Annotated in this window: 14 protein-coding genes; 5 read left to right on the forward strand and 9 right to left on the reverse strand. The window is 69.4% G+C overall.

Annotation, left to right across the window (positions count from 1 at the left end; all coding sequences use genetic code 11):
- Positions 1 to 32 precede the first annotated feature (32 nt).
- Positions 33 to 1,916: an ABC transporter ATP-binding protein gene (locus ACVW07_RS06775; protein ID WP_456818488.1), complete on the reverse strand. Its 1,884-nt coding sequence runs from the start codon at positions 1,914 to 1,916 to the stop codon at positions 33 to 35.
- An 80-nt stretch (positions 1,917 to 1,996) separates the two neighbouring features.
- On the opposite strand from ACVW07_RS06775, the gene ACVW07_RS06780 reads away from it, so the two are divergent.
- Positions 1,997 to 2,608 (forward strand): PH domain-containing protein, encoded by a 612-nt coding sequence (locus ACVW07_RS06780; protein ID WP_456818489.1) that lies wholly within the window; start codon positions 1,997 to 1,999, stop codon positions 2,606 to 2,608.
- A gap of 48 nt (positions 2,609 to 2,656) precedes the next feature.
- Here the strand turns inward: ACVW07_RS06780 and ACVW07_RS06785 are convergent, their stop codons facing one another.
- From ACVW07_RS06785 to ACVW07_RS06795, 3 genes are all read right to left on the reverse strand, one after another.
- Positions 2,657 to 3,733 (reverse strand): ABC transporter permease, encoded by a 1,077-nt coding sequence (locus ACVW07_RS06785; RefSeq protein ID WP_456818490.1) that lies wholly within the window; start codon positions 3,731 to 3,733, stop codon positions 2,657 to 2,659.
- Positions 3,730 to 5,370 carry an ABC transporter permease gene (locus tag ACVW07_RS06790; protein ID WP_456818491.1) on the reverse strand — a complete coding sequence of 547 codons (1,641 nt, stop codon included), beginning with the start codon at positions 5,368 to 5,370 and terminating at the stop codon, positions 3,730 to 3,732. Before ACVW07_RS06790 ends, ACVW07_RS06785 begins: the two co-directional genes overlap by 4 nt.
- 199 nt (positions 5,371 to 5,569) lie before the next feature.
- Complete coding sequence (locus tag ACVW07_RS06795; RefSeq protein ID WP_456818492.1) at positions 5,570 to 7,435, reverse strand: ABC transporter family substrate-binding protein; 1,866 nt, start codon at positions 7,433 to 7,435, stop codon at positions 5,570 to 5,572.
- A gap of 361 nt (positions 7,436 to 7,796) precedes the next feature.
- Between ACVW07_RS06795 and ACVW07_RS06800 the strand changes: the two genes are divergently transcribed.
- The 3 genes from ACVW07_RS06800 (at position 7,797) to ACVW07_RS06810 (ending at position 11,924) form a co-directional block, all read left to right on the forward strand.
- Positions 7,797 to 8,264, forward strand: coding sequence for a nitroreductase/quinone reductase family protein (locus tag ACVW07_RS06800; protein ID WP_456818493.1), 468 nt, complete (start codon positions 7,797 to 7,799; stop codon positions 8,262 to 8,264).
- Between the two features lie 167 nt (positions 8,265 to 8,431).
- Positions 8,432 to 9,829 (forward strand): sugar porter family MFS transporter, encoded by a 1,398-nt coding sequence (locus tag ACVW07_RS06805; protein ID WP_456818494.1) that lies wholly within the window; start codon positions 8,432 to 8,434, stop codon positions 9,827 to 9,829.
- A gap of 229 nt (positions 9,830 to 10,058) precedes the next feature.
- Positions 10,059 to 11,924, forward strand: a complete 1,866-nt coding sequence (locus ACVW07_RS06810) for a hypothetical protein (RefSeq protein ID WP_456818495.1) — start codon at positions 10,059 to 10,061, stop codon at positions 11,922 to 11,924.
- A gap of 168 nt (positions 11,925 to 12,092) precedes the next feature.
- Here ACVW07_RS06810 and ACVW07_RS06815 read toward each other — a convergent pair whose 3' ends face one another.
- A complete protein-coding gene (locus tag ACVW07_RS06815; protein ID WP_456818496.1) occupies positions 12,093 to 12,758 on the reverse strand; it encodes a response regulator transcription factor in 666 nt (221 codons plus the stop codon).
- A gap of 91 nt (positions 12,759 to 12,849) precedes the next feature.
- Between ACVW07_RS06815 and ACVW07_RS06820 the strand changes: the two genes are divergently transcribed.
- On the forward strand, positions 12,850 to 13,128 hold the full coding sequence (locus tag ACVW07_RS06820) for a GlsB/YeaQ/YmgE family stress response membrane protein (RefSeq protein ID WP_456818497.1): 279 nt from the start codon (positions 12,850 to 12,852) through the stop codon (positions 13,126 to 13,128).
- Positions 13,129 to 13,215: 87 nt separating this feature from the next.
- On the opposite strand, the gene ACVW07_RS06825 is transcribed toward ACVW07_RS06820, so the two are convergent.
- The 4 genes from ACVW07_RS06825 to ychF form a co-directional block, all read right to left on the reverse strand.
- The gene (locus ACVW07_RS06825) at positions 13,216 to 13,644 is read right to left on the reverse strand and encodes a hypothetical protein (protein ID WP_456818498.1); all 429 of its coding nucleotides are present in this window, start codon (positions 13,642 to 13,644) and stop codon (positions 13,216 to 13,218) included.
- Between the two features lie 240 nt (positions 13,645 to 13,884).
- A complete protein-coding gene (locus tag ACVW07_RS06830; RefSeq protein WP_456818499.1) occupies positions 13,885 to 14,751 on the reverse strand; it encodes a GyrI-like domain-containing protein in 867 nt (288 codons plus the stop codon).
- A gap of 253 nt (positions 14,752 to 15,004) precedes the next feature.
- Entirely contained in the window at positions 15,005 to 15,547 is a 543-nt protein-coding gene (locus ACVW07_RS06835) for a hypothetical protein (protein ID WP_456818500.1), read from the reverse strand.
- Between the two features lie 68 nt (positions 15,548 to 15,615).
- Positions 15,616 to 16,701, reverse strand: a complete 1,086-nt coding sequence (gene ychF, locus ACVW07_RS06840) for a redox-regulated ATPase YchF (RefSeq protein WP_456818501.1) — start codon at positions 16,699 to 16,701, stop codon at positions 15,616 to 15,618.
- Positions 16,702 to 16,737 lie beyond the last annotated feature (36 nt).

Raw genomic sequence — 16,737 nt, forward strand, 5'->3', positions numbered from 1 at the left:
AGGGCCGTGCCACGCAGGCCTCGACGCTCGGATCAGGGCTTCGGCTCGTCCACCTCGTAGGCGCCGCGCAGCTGGTCCTCGGCGGCGGCCGAGTCCTTCACGGCGTCCTGGTGCCCGACGGCGGACTCGCGGGCGGCGAGCTCGGCGGCGGCCTCCTCGAGCAGGCGGTCGCGGACCTCCCTGCGGACCTTCTGCTCGGCCGGGTTCGGCACGGGCACCGCGGCCAGCAGCCGCTTGGTGTAGTCCTGCTGCGGGTTGCGCAGGATCGCGTCGCGCTCCCCCACCTCGACGAGCCTGCCCTTGTTCATCACCGCGATGCGGCTGGAGAGGATCTCGACCACCGCGAGGTCGTGGCTGATGAACAGGCACGCGAACCCGTACTCGCGCTGCAGCTCCTGGAACAGGTCGAGGACCCGGGCCTGCACCGACACGTCCAGGGCCGAGGTCGGCTCGTCGGCGATGAGGAGCTGGGGGCTCAGGGCGAGGGCGCGGGCGATGCCGACGCGCTGGCGCTGCCCGCCCGAGAGCTCGTGCGGGTAGCGGTTGCGCATGCCGCGGGACAGGTGCACCTGGTCGAGCAGGTCCTCGACCCTCCGGCTCAGCTCGGCACCCTGCGCCACCTTGTGCAGCTTCAGCGGCTCGCCGATGGACTCACCGATCGGCAGACGCGGGTTGAGGGACGAGCCCGGGTCCTGGAACACGATCGACACGTCCTGACGGACGGCGCGCAGGTCCTTGCTCCCGATGCCCGCGAGCTCGACCCCGTTCACCGACAGCGAGCCCCCGGCGACCGGCAGCAGCCCGACCGCAGCCCGTCCCACCGTCGTCTTGCCCGAGCCGGACTCACCCACGAGGCCGACGACCTCGCCGCGGGCGATCGAGAGGTCCACGCCGTCGATCGCGCGGAAGGCGGGCACCCTGCCGCGTGAGGGGTACTCGATGACGAGGTCCTTGGCCACCAGCGCGTCGCCCGTGCGGGCGTCACGCACCGGCCCCTTGACGGGCGCCGTCGGCGCGGCAGGACGGTCGGCCACCGTGGCACGCCCGCCCGCCGTCACCGGCCCGTCCTCGACCGCCCGCGTCGCCGAGCCGAGGTGCGGCACCGCGTCGAGCAGCTGGATCGTGTACGGGTGCGTCGGACGGTTGAAGATCTCGTCGGCGGAGCCCTGCTCGACGACTCTGCCGTTCTTCATCACCAGGACGCGGTCGGCGAGGTCGGCCACGACGCCCATGTCGTGGGTGATCAGGACGATGCCGGAGTCGATGCGGCTGCGCAGGTCGCGCATGAGCTTGAGGATCTCGGCCTGCACCGTCACGTCGAGCGCCGTGGTCGGCTCGTCGGCGATCAGGAGCTTGGGGTCGCAGGCGAGGGCCTGGGCGATCATCGCGCGCTGCCGCTGGCCGCCGGAGAGCTGGTGCGGGTACTTGTCGACGGCGGCCTCCGGGTCGGGCAGGTCGACGAGACGCAGCAGCTCGATGGCACGGGCGCGCGCCTCCTTCGGGCCGATGTCGAAGTGCACGCGCACCGTCTCGATGATCTGGAAGCCCACCGTGTAGACGGGGTTCAGGGCCGTCATCGGCTCCTGGAAGATCACCGCCACGTCCTTGCCGCGGACCGTGCTGAGCTGCTTGTGGGTCAGCCCGAGCAGCTCACGGCCGCCGAGCTTCGCGGAGCCGGCCGACCGCCCGTTCGGCGGGAGCAGCCCGATCAGCGACATCGACGACTGGGTCTTGCCCGAACCGGACTCACCGACGATCGCGAGGACCTCGCCGGGGCGGACGTCGTAGGTCATGTCGATCGCGGCGGGGTACCAGGCGCCGTCGACGAAGAACTCGACCGTCAGGTCGCGCACCTCGAGGATCGGGGCCTTCGTCTGCGGCTCGGTGCCTGCCGGGTCCAGCGTCTGGGTGCTCACGGCTGAGGGGTTCCTTCCGTCCGTGCCGGGGCGCTCGCCCCGGCACCGGGTCGTCCGAGCGGGTCTGCGACGATGGCCGCATGTCGTCGGACGTCGTGGTGTTCCGGCCGGGTTTCGGCCGTGGGCTGTCGGTCGCGGTGTGGCTCGGGTGCGCGTTCGTCCTGGTCAGCGGCCTCGTGCAGTCGCCCGGGACGGCGTGGCGCTGGGTCCCGCTCGTCGCGCTCGTCGCGCTCGTGGTGTGGGCCGCCTACTGGAACCCGGCGGTCGTCGTGACGCCGGCGGGTGTCGAGCTGCGCAACGTGCTCCGCACGGTGGAGCTGCCGTGGCCGGCCATCACCCTGGTGGACGTGCAGTATGCCCTGACCCTCGAGACGGCCTGGGGCTCCTACTCCGCCTGGGCGGCACCGGCTCCCAGCCGGGCGCGGGCCCGGACGTCCGGGCCGAGCGACATGGCGCACCTGCCGGAGAGCAGCTACAGCGCCGGCGGCACCGTGCGGCCCGGCGACCTGCTCTCCTCGGACTCCGGACAGGCGGCCGCACTGGTCCGCTCCCGCTGGGAGGAGGTCCGTGACGCCGGCCTGCTCGACGACCCGCGGGTGGAGCGCAGCCGCCCGGTGGTCCGCGTGCACGTCGCCCTCGTCGCGGGCGTGCTGTTCCTCGCCGCGCTGTCCGTCCTGACGCTCGCGCTCTGAGCGCGTGCGCTCCCCGGCGTCCGACCGACGCCCCGAGCGCCGCACGGATCAGGCCTTCGCCGACGCGACCGCGCGGGCCGCGGCACCCTCGCGCCGACGGTCGGCGCGGGCGAGCGCCCGCCGGGTCGGGATGCGCCGCTGTCGCGGGTCGAAGGCGTCACGCAGACCGTCGCCGATGAAGTTGATGGTCAGCGCGATCGTCACGATGAACAGGCCCGGCCACCAGAAGAGCCAGGGCCGGGTCGCGAACGCGGTCTGGTACTCGCTGATGAGCTGACCCAGCGAGACCTCGGGGCTGCTGATGCCGAAGCCGAGGTAGCTCAGCGCGGTCTCGAGGAGGATGGCGGCCGCCATGAGCAGCGTCGCGTTGACGATGATCACGCCGATCGCGTTGGGCAGGATGTGCTTGAACATGATCCGGGCGTTGCTCGAGCCGGCCACGCGGGCGGCGTCGACGAACTCCCGCTCGCGGAGCGACAGGAACTCGCCGCGCACCAGGCGCGCCATGCCCGTCCACGACACGATCGCGAGGGCGAACGCCAGCGCCCAGGGGCTCGCGCCGCCGACCCACTTGCCGAGGATCGCGCCGATCATGATCACGGGGATCGTGATGAACATGTCCGTGACCCGCATGAGCAGGTTGTCCGTGCGGCCCCGGAAGAACCCCGCGGTGGCACCGACGACGATGCCGATGAAGGTCGAGACGATGCCGAGCACGAACATCACGGTGAGCGACTGCTGCGTGCCTCGCATGACGACCGCGAAGCCGTCCTTGCCGATGTTGTCCTGCCCGAACGGGTGCTCGCCGAACGTGAAGCCGCCGTCCTGGAAGCCCATCGTCGGGGCGCCGCCCGCGTTCGTGATCGGGTTGAGCTCCTTGTAGTCGTACTTCCACCACCCGGGGATGGGGCCCCAGCCGATCGAGGTCGTGACGAGCACGATCACGAAGAGCAGCACGAACGCCGACACCATCGCTCCGCGGTGCCGCAGGAACCGCCGCAGGACGATGCGGCCCTGCGAGAGACCCTCGACCTCCTTGAGCTCGATGGCGTTCTCGTTCTGCTCCACACCCTCGGCGGCGTCGTGGTGCGCCTCGGCCGGCTGCAGAGGGGGCTGGAGCGTCATGCGTTCACCCGAATCCGGGGGTCCAGGGCCGCGTACACGAAGTCCACGACGATGTTGGCGACGACCAGCAACGTGGCCGTGACGATGAAGAAGCCCATGACCACGTCGGCGTCGGCGGTTCTCAGACCCTTGATGAACATGGTGCCCATGCCGCTCCACGCGAAGATGCGCTCGGTGATGATCGCGCCACCGAAGAGGGCGGCGATGTCCAGCGGCACGACCGTCGCGAGCGGGATGAGCGAGTTGCGGAACCCGTGCCGGACCGTGACGACGCGCTCGGGCAGGCCCTTGGCGCGTGCCGTGCGGATGTAGTCGTGGTTCATGACCTCGAGCAGGCTGGCGCGCGAGTAGCGCGTGTACGCCGCGAACGAGACGAGGATGAGCGCGATCGTGGGCAGCAGCAGGTGCGTGAACGTGTCGAGCACCTCGACCCAGAAGTCACCCGAGAGGCCCGGCGTCTGCGACCCGATGGTCGCGATCGGCCGCCCGTTGATCCGGGTGGAGTTCGAGTAGGTCTGCCACACCTGCATGACGCGGTCGACGAAGATCAGGGCGCCCACGCCGACGGCGGTGATCGCCGCTCCGCGGGCGGAGATCAGCCGGTCCGGGCCGCCGAAGAGGTAGCCGATGAGGATCCCGGCCCCGATCGCGACGATCGCGAGCCCGATGATGAGCGGCCAGCTCGCGTTCACGAACGCGTACTGCAGCGGGTAGTACAGGGCGACGCCGAGCGCGACCGTGGTCAGCGCCGAGTACAGGGCGCGCCGGTTCTTGAGGCCGGCGCCGAGGGCCACCACCGCGAACGCGATCCCGACGCCGAGCGCGCCGATCACGATCGGCCCGAGACCGGGGTCGAGCAGCCACCCCGTGGCTGAGACGAACACGAGCACCGCCGCCGTCGCCAGGCCGGCGACACCGAACGTGATGAGGCGCCTGCGCAGCGAACCACCGATGATGGCGGACCAGAGCAGCCCGGCGATCAGCGCCAGCAGCGCCGTGACCCCGGCCCCGACCACAGGGTCGGCGAGGAAGTCGTTGAACCCGATGGCGCCCCACTGCTTGAGCAGCACGGCCACCCAGAAGCTGGGCAAGGAGTACAGCACGAACGAGCTGAAGGTCACGGAGTAGTCGAAGCCGGTGTACTGCCGCAGGGCGGAGACGATGCCGACCATGACCCCCAGCCCGATCGCGAGGAACGTCGCCGAGGCGACGAGCTGCACGGTCGCCTGGATGGCGCCGTTGAGCATGGACGTGACCTGGGCGCCGGTCACCCAGCTCGTGCCGAGGTCGCAGTTGCCCACGAGGCACCCGGACGCGCCGCGCAGCCACTGGAGCCACCGCAGCGCGGGAGGTGTGTCGAGGTTCAGCGCGTTGATGCGGGCCTCGATGAGCTGCGCCTTGTTCGGCGCCGTGCTCGTCCGCAGGTCATCGAGCGGGTCGATCGCGTACGCCAGCAGCATGTAGACGATGAACGTCGCGCCGACGAGCACGATGACGGAGGACACGAAGCGGCGACCGAGGAACGTCGCCATGGGAGCGCCGCGGCGCCGTCGTCTGACCGGGGCGGGAGCGACGCCCGACGCGGACAGCACATCGGTGCCCGCGGCTGCACTGCCGGAGGTGGTGGTGGTGGCCATCGTTGGTCCTTGACCTGGAGACGGGCTCGTGCCGAAGGATTCTACGCGCGCCGGGTCGGCGCGGCCGGGCGGCACCTGTCTGTCAGGCGCCTCCCGGGCCACGCCAGCGGGGGCACCACGGTCGGTCGGACCTCCGTGGTGCCCCCGCTGGGCGTGGGTGTCACACGGTGCTCCCCAGCCGGTCGGCCGAGGAGCAGCGTCACTCCTCGGTGTCCTCCGTGGAGGCCGGCGTCTCCGTCGGGCCCTCCAGGGTGTCGTCCGCGGTGATCTCCCAGTCCCAGTAGTTCCAGAAGATCGTCGGCGACAACGTGATCGTCGAGACGCCCTTCAGCGCGTCGCGGTGAGCGACGACACCCGGGAACTGGAAGATGTTGACACCGAACGCGTCGTCGTTGAGCTGCTTCTCGATGTCGATGACGAGCTCGGTCTCCTTCTCCGGGTCGGTGTTGGTGGACATCTCCTTGTACCAACCGTCGACCTTCTCGTTGGAGTAGCCGTAGTAGTTGTTCAGGCCGCCGGTGATGTAGTTCGCCTCGGAGTTCAGGGCGAACGTGTTCGTCGACTGCCAGCCGAACAGCGCGGCGTCGTAGGTGCCGGAGGGGAGCCTCTTGCCCCAGGCGTCGTCGCCGTTGTCCTGGACGTCGAAGCCGGCCTGCCCGGCCGATGTCGCGATGAGCTGGTACTCGTTGGCACGACGGACGTTCGACTTGCCGTAGAGGAACCGGACCGGAACCGGCAGGGTGACACCGGCCTGCGCGAGCAGGGCCTTGGCGCCGTCGATGTCGACATCGGTCCAGGCGTCGGAGCCGTTGGCCTTGACGACCTGGTCGTAGTTGTCGGCGCCGGGGACCACCGTGAACGAGTCACGCGTGGTGGCATCCGGGTTCAGCGGCTTGATGAGCTTCTCGATGATCTCCTGGCGCGGGATCGTCTTGAGGAACGCCTGACGGACGAGCTTGGCCTTCTCGGCGTCGCCCCCGTAGGTGGCCGGGTCGAACGGGCCGCCGTTGGCGAACTGCAGGTCGACGTGCTCGTACGTGCCCTCGTCACCCGTGGTGTACGAGATGCCGTCGATGCCGTCGAGCGTCTTGAGGACGTCCACCGAGGACTGCGGTGCGATGAGGTCGACCTCACCGTTCTGCAGGGCGGTGACGGACGCGAGCGGGTCCTCCGTGTACCGGATGGTGACCGACTCGACCTTGGGCTTCGGGCCCCAGGTGTAGTCCTTGTTCGCGGCCAGCGTCAGGTACTGGTTCTCGACGTAGTCCGTGATGACGTACGCGCCGTAGGAGAGGTACTTCTCCTTCTCGGCGGGGAGCTTGGTGAAGTTGAAGTCGTTGTTGAACGAGTTCGAGAGCTTCGCCAGCGCCTCCTTGTCGTCGTTCTTGAACGCGTCCTCGACGGCCTGCTTGGCCTCCTTGGGGTCGTCGATACCGAGGGCCAGCTTGCCGAGCGCGTGCGCGGCAATGGGCGACGCCTGGAAGGAGACCTCCCAGTCCGAGCGCGGCTCGGTGTAGCTCAGCGTGACGGACTTGCCGTCGTCGCCGATCTCCGGGAACTCCGTGATGAGGTTCATGGCCGGCGACGAGCCGTCGAAGTACACCGCGCTGGCGTCCTTCGGGTCGACGGAGCCGTCCTCGCCCACCTCGACGTCGTCGCCGGTGACGGTGTCGAACTGGTCGTTCTGGGCACCCCAGTACAGGATCATGTCGGCTGCGTCGACGGCCACGCCGTCAGACCACTTGACGTCGTCGTTGATCGTGTACTTGACCTTGAGCGGGTCCTCGCTGACCACCTCGTACTTTCCGAAGTCCTCGTTCTTCGCCAGCTTCAGGTCGCCGTCGTAGTAGTTGAAGAACGAGTTCATCAAGTAAAGGATGTTCGAGTTCGTCGTCGCGTTGCCGCTCGACGTGAGGTTGTTCGTCGCGCGGAAGGGCTCGTTCCAGCCGACGTTGACAGCGGTGTCTTCCTCGATGGTGGAGCCCGCGGGACCGGAGCACGCGCCCAGCACGAGCGCGCCGGCCGCGACGACCGCGGTCGCGGCGCTGATTCGCCTGATCTTCAATGTTCCTCCTGGGAAGGGGTGGACGGTGATCTCCGGTCCGGGAGCAGGGCTGCTGCTCGTCGGTATGTCACGTAGATACACGTCCGCCGTGAGTTGCGCACACGCTAGTCAAGCAGGGTCGGACATATCGGGCTCGGTGGCGGCGTACCGCGGATCGTTACCTGATTGATACTGGCCAGTACCGTCCAGCATACGAGACCTTCGCCTGCGGAAACATCCCTGAAACGGACCAGATCTGGCCTCCGACCAGGAAGATCGGACATCCCAGCCCCACGCGCGGCTCGGATGTGCTATGTGCGGCGGCTGTGAATCTGCTATGGGCGCCCGTCGAGGCCATTCCGGCATGCCGCACACTCGATCCGTGGACCTCACCGCCGCCCTGCGCCGAGCCGGTCGCGCCCGCTGGTTCGCCCGACTCGGCCGCGCCGTCTCCGGGCTCGACCGGCGCATCCAGAAACTCACCGACGGCCGGTGGAGCGTGCTCGGCCGGCCCGCACTGCCCCAGCTCGTCCTCACCACCACCGGACGTCGCACCCGGGAGCCGCGCGACGCCGTCCTGCTCTACGCGCGCGACGGCGAGCGCTGGGTCGTGATCGGCTCGAACTGGGGTCAGCCGCACCACCCCGCCTGGTCCGGGAACCTGCTCGCCGACCCGCACGCCGCCGTGACCGTGGACGCGCGGCGCGTCGACGTCGTCGCGCACCTCGCCGTCGCCGACGAGCGCGAACGGCTCCTCGAGGAGCTCCTGGCGATCTGGCCGGGGTACGACGACTACGCCGGGCGCACCGACCGGGACCTGCGGGTCTTCGTGCTGACGCCCGTACCGTAGGCCCGCGGCGGGCGACGAGCACGGCCTGCGGCCCGGGTGGCAACCGGCGCCGGCCGGGGTGCGGCCCACGTCGGCCGGGGTGAGCATGGGCCGCAAGGGGGCAGGAAGCACGGGCGTCGGGACACGGGCGCACCTCGTCGCCCCCTTCGTGGCCGCAAGGGGGCGCCATGAACGGGCTCGTGCTGAGAAGTGCCATCGTCGCCGCGCTCGGCGGACTCCTGTTCGGGTTCGACACCGCCGTGATCTCCGGGACGACCGAGGACCTGGAACGGGTCTACGACATCGGCGGCTTCATGCTGGGGTTCACCGTGGCGACCGCCCTGATCGGCACCATCGTCGGTGCCCTCGCCGCGTCCCGCCCGGCCGACCGCTACGGGCGGCGCACCGTGCTGTTCGCGATCGGCATCCTCTACTTCGTCGGTGCCATCGGCAGCGGCCTGGCCGGCGACCTCTGGCTCTTCATGCTGTTCCGGTTCCTCGGCGGGATCGGCGTCGGCGTCGCGTCGGTCGTCGCGCCCATCTACACCGCCGAGATCGCCCCGCCCCGGTACCGCGGCCGGCTCGTGGGGCTCGTGCAGTTCAACATCGTGCTCGGCATCCTGCTCGCCTACCTGTCGAACTACATCCTCGCGAACACGCTCTCCGAGGACATCGCGTGGCGCTGGATGTTCATGGTCATGGCCGTCCCCGCCGTCGTCTTCTTCCTGCTGCTGTTCACCGTCCCGGAGACGCCACGGTGGCTGTTCTCGGTCGGGCGTCGCGACGAGGCGGTGGCCGTCGTCGACCGCACCACCGGCTCGCGCGAGGAGGCGCAGCTCGAGATCCGCGAGATCGAGGAGGCCTTGGAGAAGCTCCACGGTGCTCGCCACGTCCCGTTCTTCGTGCGGCAGAACCGTCGGGTCATCCTGCTCGCGGTCGCGATCGCCGCCTTCAACCAGCTCTCCGGGATCAACGCGATCCTCTACTACGCGCCCGACATCTTCCGGATGGCCGGCGCAGGGGACAACGCCGCCGCGCTGCAGAGCGTCGTCGTGGGGCTGGTCAACCTCCTCGCCACCATGGCCGCGCTGACGGTCATCGACCGCATCGGACGCCGCCGCCTGATGTTCGTCGGGTCGATCGGCTACCTCGTCAGCCTCGGTGCGCTCGCCGCCGTCTTCTTCGCCTACGACGGCGAGTTCTCCGGATTCTCCAGCGTGCTCGTCCTCGTGGGGCTCGTCGTGTTCATCGCCTCCCACGCCTTCGGGCAGGGGTCGGTGATCTGGGTGTTCATCTCGGAGATCTTCCCCAACAGGATCCGCGCCCGCGGCCAGTCGCTCGGCTCGCTGACCCACTGGGTGTTCGCCGCGGCCGTGTCCTGGACGTTCCCCGGCATCGCGTCCGCGCTGGGCGGCGGGACGGCGTTCGCGCTGTTCTTCGTCTGCATGGTGGGGCAGCTGCTGTGGGTCGTCTTCGTGATGCCCGAGACCAAGGGCGTGCCGCTGGAGGAGATGGAGAAGAACCTCGGGATCGAGCTCAGCGAGGAGGACGTCGCCGGGGCCGGTGCCGGGCCGCGGGGACACTGAGGCCCCCGCTGCGCGTCCCGACGGGACACGGCATACCGCACCGGGCGTCCGTGCGGTATGCCGCACGGCGGGGCCGTGACCCCCGTGACAATCGACATGCCACGCGGAACGCGCGACCTCTAGGGTGTGACTGCCGTCGTCGACGGGAGGCCAGATGCACGCCGCTGGTCGGAGCCCGCAGGCAGTGGGCTCCGACGCCAGACCGCCCCTGTCCGACGCGCGTCGACCGGTGAGTGGACCGCGCCCGTCGGCCGGTACCGCAGCGGTCCTGGCATGGCAGCGGACGGCCGGGAACAGGGCAGCCACCACCGCCGTCCAGCGCCTACTCGGCTTCGGCAAGGCCACGAGCAACCGCGAGCGGATCGATGCCGCGCTGGCATCGAAGGACGTCTCCGACGTCAAGGCCGTCGACAGCTTCGCTGACGCGTCGGACCCCGAACGCGACGACCTGATCCGGATCCTGCTCACTCAGTCCTGGCTCGGCCCGCGTGACGAGTCGGCGCTGGAACGCATCTGGACGTCGTACTCACCGCTGCCGGAGAAGGCGGAGTCGCGCCTGGCGACGTGGGACGCCTGCCGTGCGCGCGGTGCCGAGCTCGAGAACATCGAACCGGTCAGGAGGCTTCGGGCCCAGTTCAAGGACGAGACCACCGGCTGGGCGACAGGCAAGCTGCGGACCAACGAGAAGGTGATGCTCGCCGAGCTGGAGAAGTTCGGTCTCACCGAGAGGTGGACGCCGCACTTCGAGGTGCAGAACCTCACCGCGGGCCTGCCGCTCAACACCGCCCAGCTGGCCGCGTTGGAGGGCGTGCGCAGCCTGGCGACGCTCGTCCGGTCCTGCACGCGCCTGGAAGGCGACATCCGGAAGAACCTCGTCGGGAAGGGCTTCGAGCCGTTCGATCCCGCAAGGCGCCCGGTCGACGACTTCACGATCGGCGACAGGTCGAGCTGGGACTTCACCTTCGACTACTGGCAGCAGGTGCAGACGACCAAGTCGCTCGCGCTGAACTCGAGCCCCGCTGTGTACGCGGCGTACACCAAGGGCCCGTCGGGCCTGGACGTGCTCGTCTCCTCCAACCCGGGCAACAGCCAGGAGATGCTGTTCAACATCCACCAGCTGGTGATGCTCACGCTCCAGCAGATCCGCTCGTCCTACGACAAGATCGTCGTCGGTGACATCGACCACCGCGTCCTGCACGAGGTCCACGCCGCGCTGAAACAGCACCACGGAGCCACCGGGGCCACGAGATGGGACAGCAAGTTCCACTCGTGGGTCATCCGCAACGACGTCGCTGCGTACGAGCGCAAAGAGGCCTGGAAGGAGCTCGGGCTCAAGGCGGTGGAGTTCGTCGCGTTCATGGTCGCCGAGTACGCGACGATGGGTGGCGCCACCTGGTTGCTCGCTGTGGGCACCGGCCTCGGCGCGGCAGCGTGGAACGCCGACCGCACCGCCGAGCAGGCCGGCGCGATCCAGGACCTGGCTGGTGCCCAGGTGTCGGCCGACAGCGCGATGGTGACGAAGGGGCAGGTCGACGCGGCCCAGGCGAAGGCGCTCGACGCGAAGCTGAACCTCTACCTGGCTGCCTTCAACACGGTCCTGGGCGCTGCGAGGAAGGCTCAGGCCGAGCTCGCGCAGCCAGGCGCGCCACGGCGGAGCAGCGGCACTCCCGACAACGACACGCCGCCACCGAAGACGACGGCGGACGGTGACCTGCCGGACACCGCAGGGCCGCCCGAACCGAAGCTGCTGCCACCGAAGGGCGGGACGACACGAACCCGCCCGCGCTTCGACTGGCAGAACGAGACCGATCTCAGCGGCATCAACCACACAGCACCCCGGCACGCGCCCTGGAGCACCGAACCACGGACCTCCAAGTTCACGCAGGAGGCCTGGGCGCGGATCCGCGAGCTCGTGAACACCACCGTCGAGAACGGGACCGCCGGGGCCTTCAAGTCCGCCAACGGGAGCGCGGGCTCCGTCTACGAGCACACGTTCGGGGAGCAGGTCGGGATCCAGGGGAACAAGAAGATGTTCTCGCTGCGGGTCGTCGTGGACGGGACGAACAACTTCGTGACGGCCATCCCGATCAAGTGAGGCGGTCGCCGCTTCCGCGCGACCGGTTCGACCACGACTCGACCTCCCCCAGGTCGTAGCCCGTCCTCGAGCTCAGCCCTGAGCCAGCAACGCGCGACGCAACCCCTCGGGCGTGCAGGGTCCGCGCAGCCAGACGACGCCGACCGCGGCACTGAACGGCAGGCGTCGTCAGGGCCCGCCGCGCCAGTGGTCGATCCGTCGGTGGTCCGGGACGAAACCGTGCTCGACGCCCCACAGCACCGCCTGCGTCCGGCTCGTCACACCGATCTTCGCGTACGCGGACCGGATGTAGGACTTCACCGTGTTCGGGCTGAGGTAGGTGTGCGCGGCGACGTCGGCGTTGCTCAGACCCTGCGTGATGAGCGCCAGGATCTCCGACTCGCGGTCGGTCAGGCCCTCCTCGCGCCCCGGCCAGTCCAGGCCGTTGGCCGGTCGGGCGCGACCCGGCACCTCGCTGACCACGACCTCGCCCGCGTGGACGGCCTCGAGCGCGGCGACCAGCTCGCGCGCCGGCAGCGCCTTGGACAGGTAGCCGCTCACGCCCTTCGCCCGGGCACTCGCGACGAGGTCCGGATGGAAGTTCCAGGTGAAGACCACCACCCGGCGGGCGCACGGGTTGCGCACCAGCACACCGATCTCGTGCTGGTCGGACTCCGGCTGCGCGAACGAGTCGTACAGCACGACGTCGACGACGTCCTGGACCGGGCTGTTCGTGTCGATCTCGGCTACGACGACACGGTCCCGGTACTGGTCGAGGATGTTGGCCACACCCATGACGACGACGTCGTAGTCGTCGACGAGGGCAACGGTGATCGGGCGTCCGGTCGCAGGCACGACCCGAACCTAGACCCCCTTAGGGGTGTACTGCACCAGCCCTAAGGGTGGTGGAGTCGGAAGACACACCCACCCCTAGGGAGGCACCACCATGCTGGGACTCATCATCACCATCATCATCGTCGGGCTCGTCGCCGGGCTGCTCGCGCGGCTCCTCGTCCCCGGCCGGCAGAACCTCTCCATCCCGATGACGATCGTCATCGGGATCATCGGCTCGTTCGTCGGCGGGTTCCTCGGCTACCTGCTGTTCCACAAGGACGCCGACGACGGCTTCCTGCAGCCCGCGGGGCTCCTCGGGTCGATCATCGGCGCGATCATCGTGCTGCTCATCTGGATCCGTGTCGGCGGTCGCCGTTCGATCACCAGCTGACGCAGGCCCAGGCCGGCCCGGACCACGGCACCGGGCCGGCCGGCCACGCGTCGTCCTCACGCTCGACGCGGGGACCGTCCCAGCGACCTACGCGCTGAACCACGCCGGAAGGACGCCGCGCCGCTCGAGCTCGAAGATGGCGAGCTGCCGGCGCTGGTGCAGGTTGATCGAGTACACGAACGTCCTGTCCAAGGCCTCGGCCTCGAAGGCACGGGCCGACTCGGCTCGGGCCTGGAGCTTCGCCTTGTCGGCGTCCACCTGCGCCTGCATCTCCTGGAAGGCCTCGCTGCCCGGCCACTGGTTCGCAAGGCCCGTGAGACCCGCCGTGACCGACTCGAACAGGGCGGCGTGCTCCTGCGCGTCCGAGATCGACGTGATGGGCCCGCCGATGCGCTCGATCTCCTGACGCACCCGCTCCGAGAGCGTGTCGATCAACGGCAGGAGCGCCAGCAGCGCGCTCGTGTCGAGCGTTGCGTACAGGCGTTCCACGCTTGCGAGATCCTCGGCCTGGGTCATGTTCGCGAGCGTACGGCGCCGACGCCACGGCGGCCGGGTCAATGTGGCGCCGAAGGGAAAGTCACCTGCCCGAAACCGGGGCGCACCGGGACACCCGACGGAGGTTCACCCGCTCGGCGAGCAGGCTCTCCGACGGCGTCACACGTTGAAGCGGAACTCCACCACGTTCCGTACCGGAACAACGTGTGAAACGGAGGCGGACCGGGCCCAGGGACTCCCGAGCCCGGTCCGGCCGCTCACTCAGGCCCGCTCGACCGGGAACCAGAGCTCACACGTCGCGGTACTGAAGTCGGGAGCGCGGTCGAGTACGGAGACGATCGACGGACCAGGGCGCAGCCGCCACGGGTTGGAGGGGAACCACTCTGTCGCAGACGCCGCGTACGCCTCCTGGAGGGCCGCCGGGTGCGAACCGGAAGTGCGGAAGACCACCCACGCTCCGGCGTCGACGTCGATCACGTCGAGGTCATCGGGAGTCTGGGCGCCGACGTCAACTGCCACGCCGTGCAGATATGTCAGTTCGCTGCCCTCAGTCGCGTCCGGTTCGACATCAGCACTGACCTGCAGCAGCCCCGACGGCTCGGTGCCGCCGAGCTGCTTGAGGCGCTCATGCTCGGAGACCGGCAGCGAAGCGACGTGCCGCTGAATGTGTGGGTTGACCCCCTCGTAGACCAGCGGCACGCGAGCGGCGTGGCCGATGAGACGGAAGGCGGGGCGTTCGATGATGCGGGCATCCATAGGGTGCGTCCCTTCGACGGTCAGGCGGAACCTGAGCTGCGGTTGACTACGAAGGGGGCCTCCATCACGGCGGACGTCGCCATGACTTGCGCCGTGCACGGCACGGAATGCTCGCCCGAATGCCTCGGTCGAGCCGTATCCGTACCGCACGGCGATCGTGAGCAGATCCTCGTCCCCGATCACGTCAGCCGCGGCGACAGTCATACGCCGCCGCCGCACGTAGTCGGACACCGGCATGCCCGCCAAGGACGAGAACATGCGACGCGCGTGATAGCCCGTCGTTCCCATCGATGCCGCGAGGTCATCGACGTCGAGGTCGTCGCCAAGGCGCTGCTCGATCTCGTCGACGAGCCGGTTGAGGATCTCGATCATCGCCGCTCCCTTCGCCTCCCACTGTCATCGGCGCAGGGGGCGCTCCGCCCGACTCCTCCGGCTCGGTTCTGTCGGGTCGAGCAGCGCGGCTCAGGCGGACACGCTCACACGTTGAAACGGAACTCCACCGCATCGCAGTGTCGATCGACATGACACCGTGCTGGAGCCACCGCCGGCCGAAGTCTGAAGCGAGCTGGACCGCATGGGGTCACCGACAATGGCTGACCTCCTCGACACGACGAGTGGCGAGGCGTCACCCTCTGGCGCCGGCGATCGCGGCGAGACCCCTCAAGTAGTGAGTCCCGACGGACGCGCTCGTCACGGCCCGGAGGCGGTACCAGAGCGCCTTCTTGCGCCATCGCGCGTCCGGGCGCACCTCGTGCAGCGCCACCCACCCCCGTCGCAGTTCGACGATCTGACCGATCCACACCGCAGAGCGCTCGTTCTCCTTCTCGATACCGATCAACGGTCCGGTCGCTGCCAGCGTGCGGAGCATGCGTTTGGTCGATGTCAGGTCGACCACGCCAGGCGGCGACGGCGGCCACTCCGGCCGCGTCGCCGAGAACCTGTTCTCGAAGCTACGGTCGCGGTCCACGCTGCTGACGTCGCGCACCCGGCAAGCCACGTAGCCGTTGAAGTACCCGCCATCCATCGTCTGCGAGACGAGTACCCACTTGGACCCGAGTGCGACGACGAAGCCGTCGATCCGGTACGAATGCTTGGGTCGCCGGTGAATCCGCACGAGGGTGCGCTTCTGGAGCGCGGCCTCGAGCTCACGGCGGTTGTGCTTCGACATGGCGCGGACCCTAACCGGGCCGGACCGCGCACGTCACGACGAAAGCGTTGCTCAGCCCCCATCCACGATCAGACGTTGAACCTGAACTCCACCACGTCGCCGTCCGCCATCACGTAGTCCTTGCCCTCGATGCGGGCCTTGCCGGCGGCGCGGGCGGCGGCGACGGAGCCGGCGGCCACGAGGTCGTCGAACGAGATGACCTCCGCCTTGATGAAGCCCTTCTGGAAATCCGTGTGGATCACGCCGGCAGCCTGGGGGGCGGTCCAGCCGCGGTGGATCGTCCAGGCGCGGGCCTCCTTGGGGCCGGCGGTCAGGTACGACTGCAGGCCGAGGGTGTGGAAGCCGACGCGGGCGAGCTGGTCGAGGCCTGCCTCGTCCTGCCCGTTGTCCGTCAGCATCTCGCGAGCCTCGTCGGGCTCGAGCTCGACGAGCTCGGACTCGAACTTGGCGTCGAGGAAGATCGCGTCGGCCGGGGCCACGAGGGCACGGAGCTCGTCCTGCATGGCGGTGTCGGCGAGGCCGGCGTCGTCGGTGTTGAAGACGTAGATGAACGGCTTGCTCGTCATGAGCTGGAGCTGGTCCACGTACTCGGCGTCGAGACCCGCTGCGGCCGCGCCGGCGAAGAGGGTCTGGCCCTTCTCGAGCAGCGCCTGGGCGCCCTGGGCCGCGGCGAGCAGGGCCGGGTCGGCCTTCTTCCCCTTGACCTCCTTCTCGAGACGCGGGACCGCCTTCTCGAGGGTCTGCAGGTCGGCGAGGATCAGCTCGGTGGCGATGATCTCGATGTCGCTCTTCGGGTTGACCTCGCCGGAGACGTGCACCACGTCCGGGTCGGCGAACGCGCGGGTGACCTGGCAGATCGCGTCGGCCTCGCGGATGTTGGCGAGGAACTTGTTGCCGAGGCCCTCCCCCTCGCTGGCGCCCTTGACGATCCCTGCGATGTCGACGAACGACACCGTCGCGGGCAGGATCCGCTCGGAGCCGAACAGGTCGGCGAGCACGTTCAGGCGCGGGTCAGGGAGCGGGACGACGCCGACGTTGGGCTCGATCGTCGCGAACGGGTAGTTCGCCGCGAGGACCTGCGCGCGGGTCAGGGCGTTGAAGAGGGTGGACTTGCCGACGTTGGGCAGGCCGACGATGCCGATGGTGAGTGCCACGGGCGGCAAGTCTACGGGCCGCCCGGACCGGCACTC

Source organism: Cellulomonas sp. URHB0016, assembly GCF_054057935.1.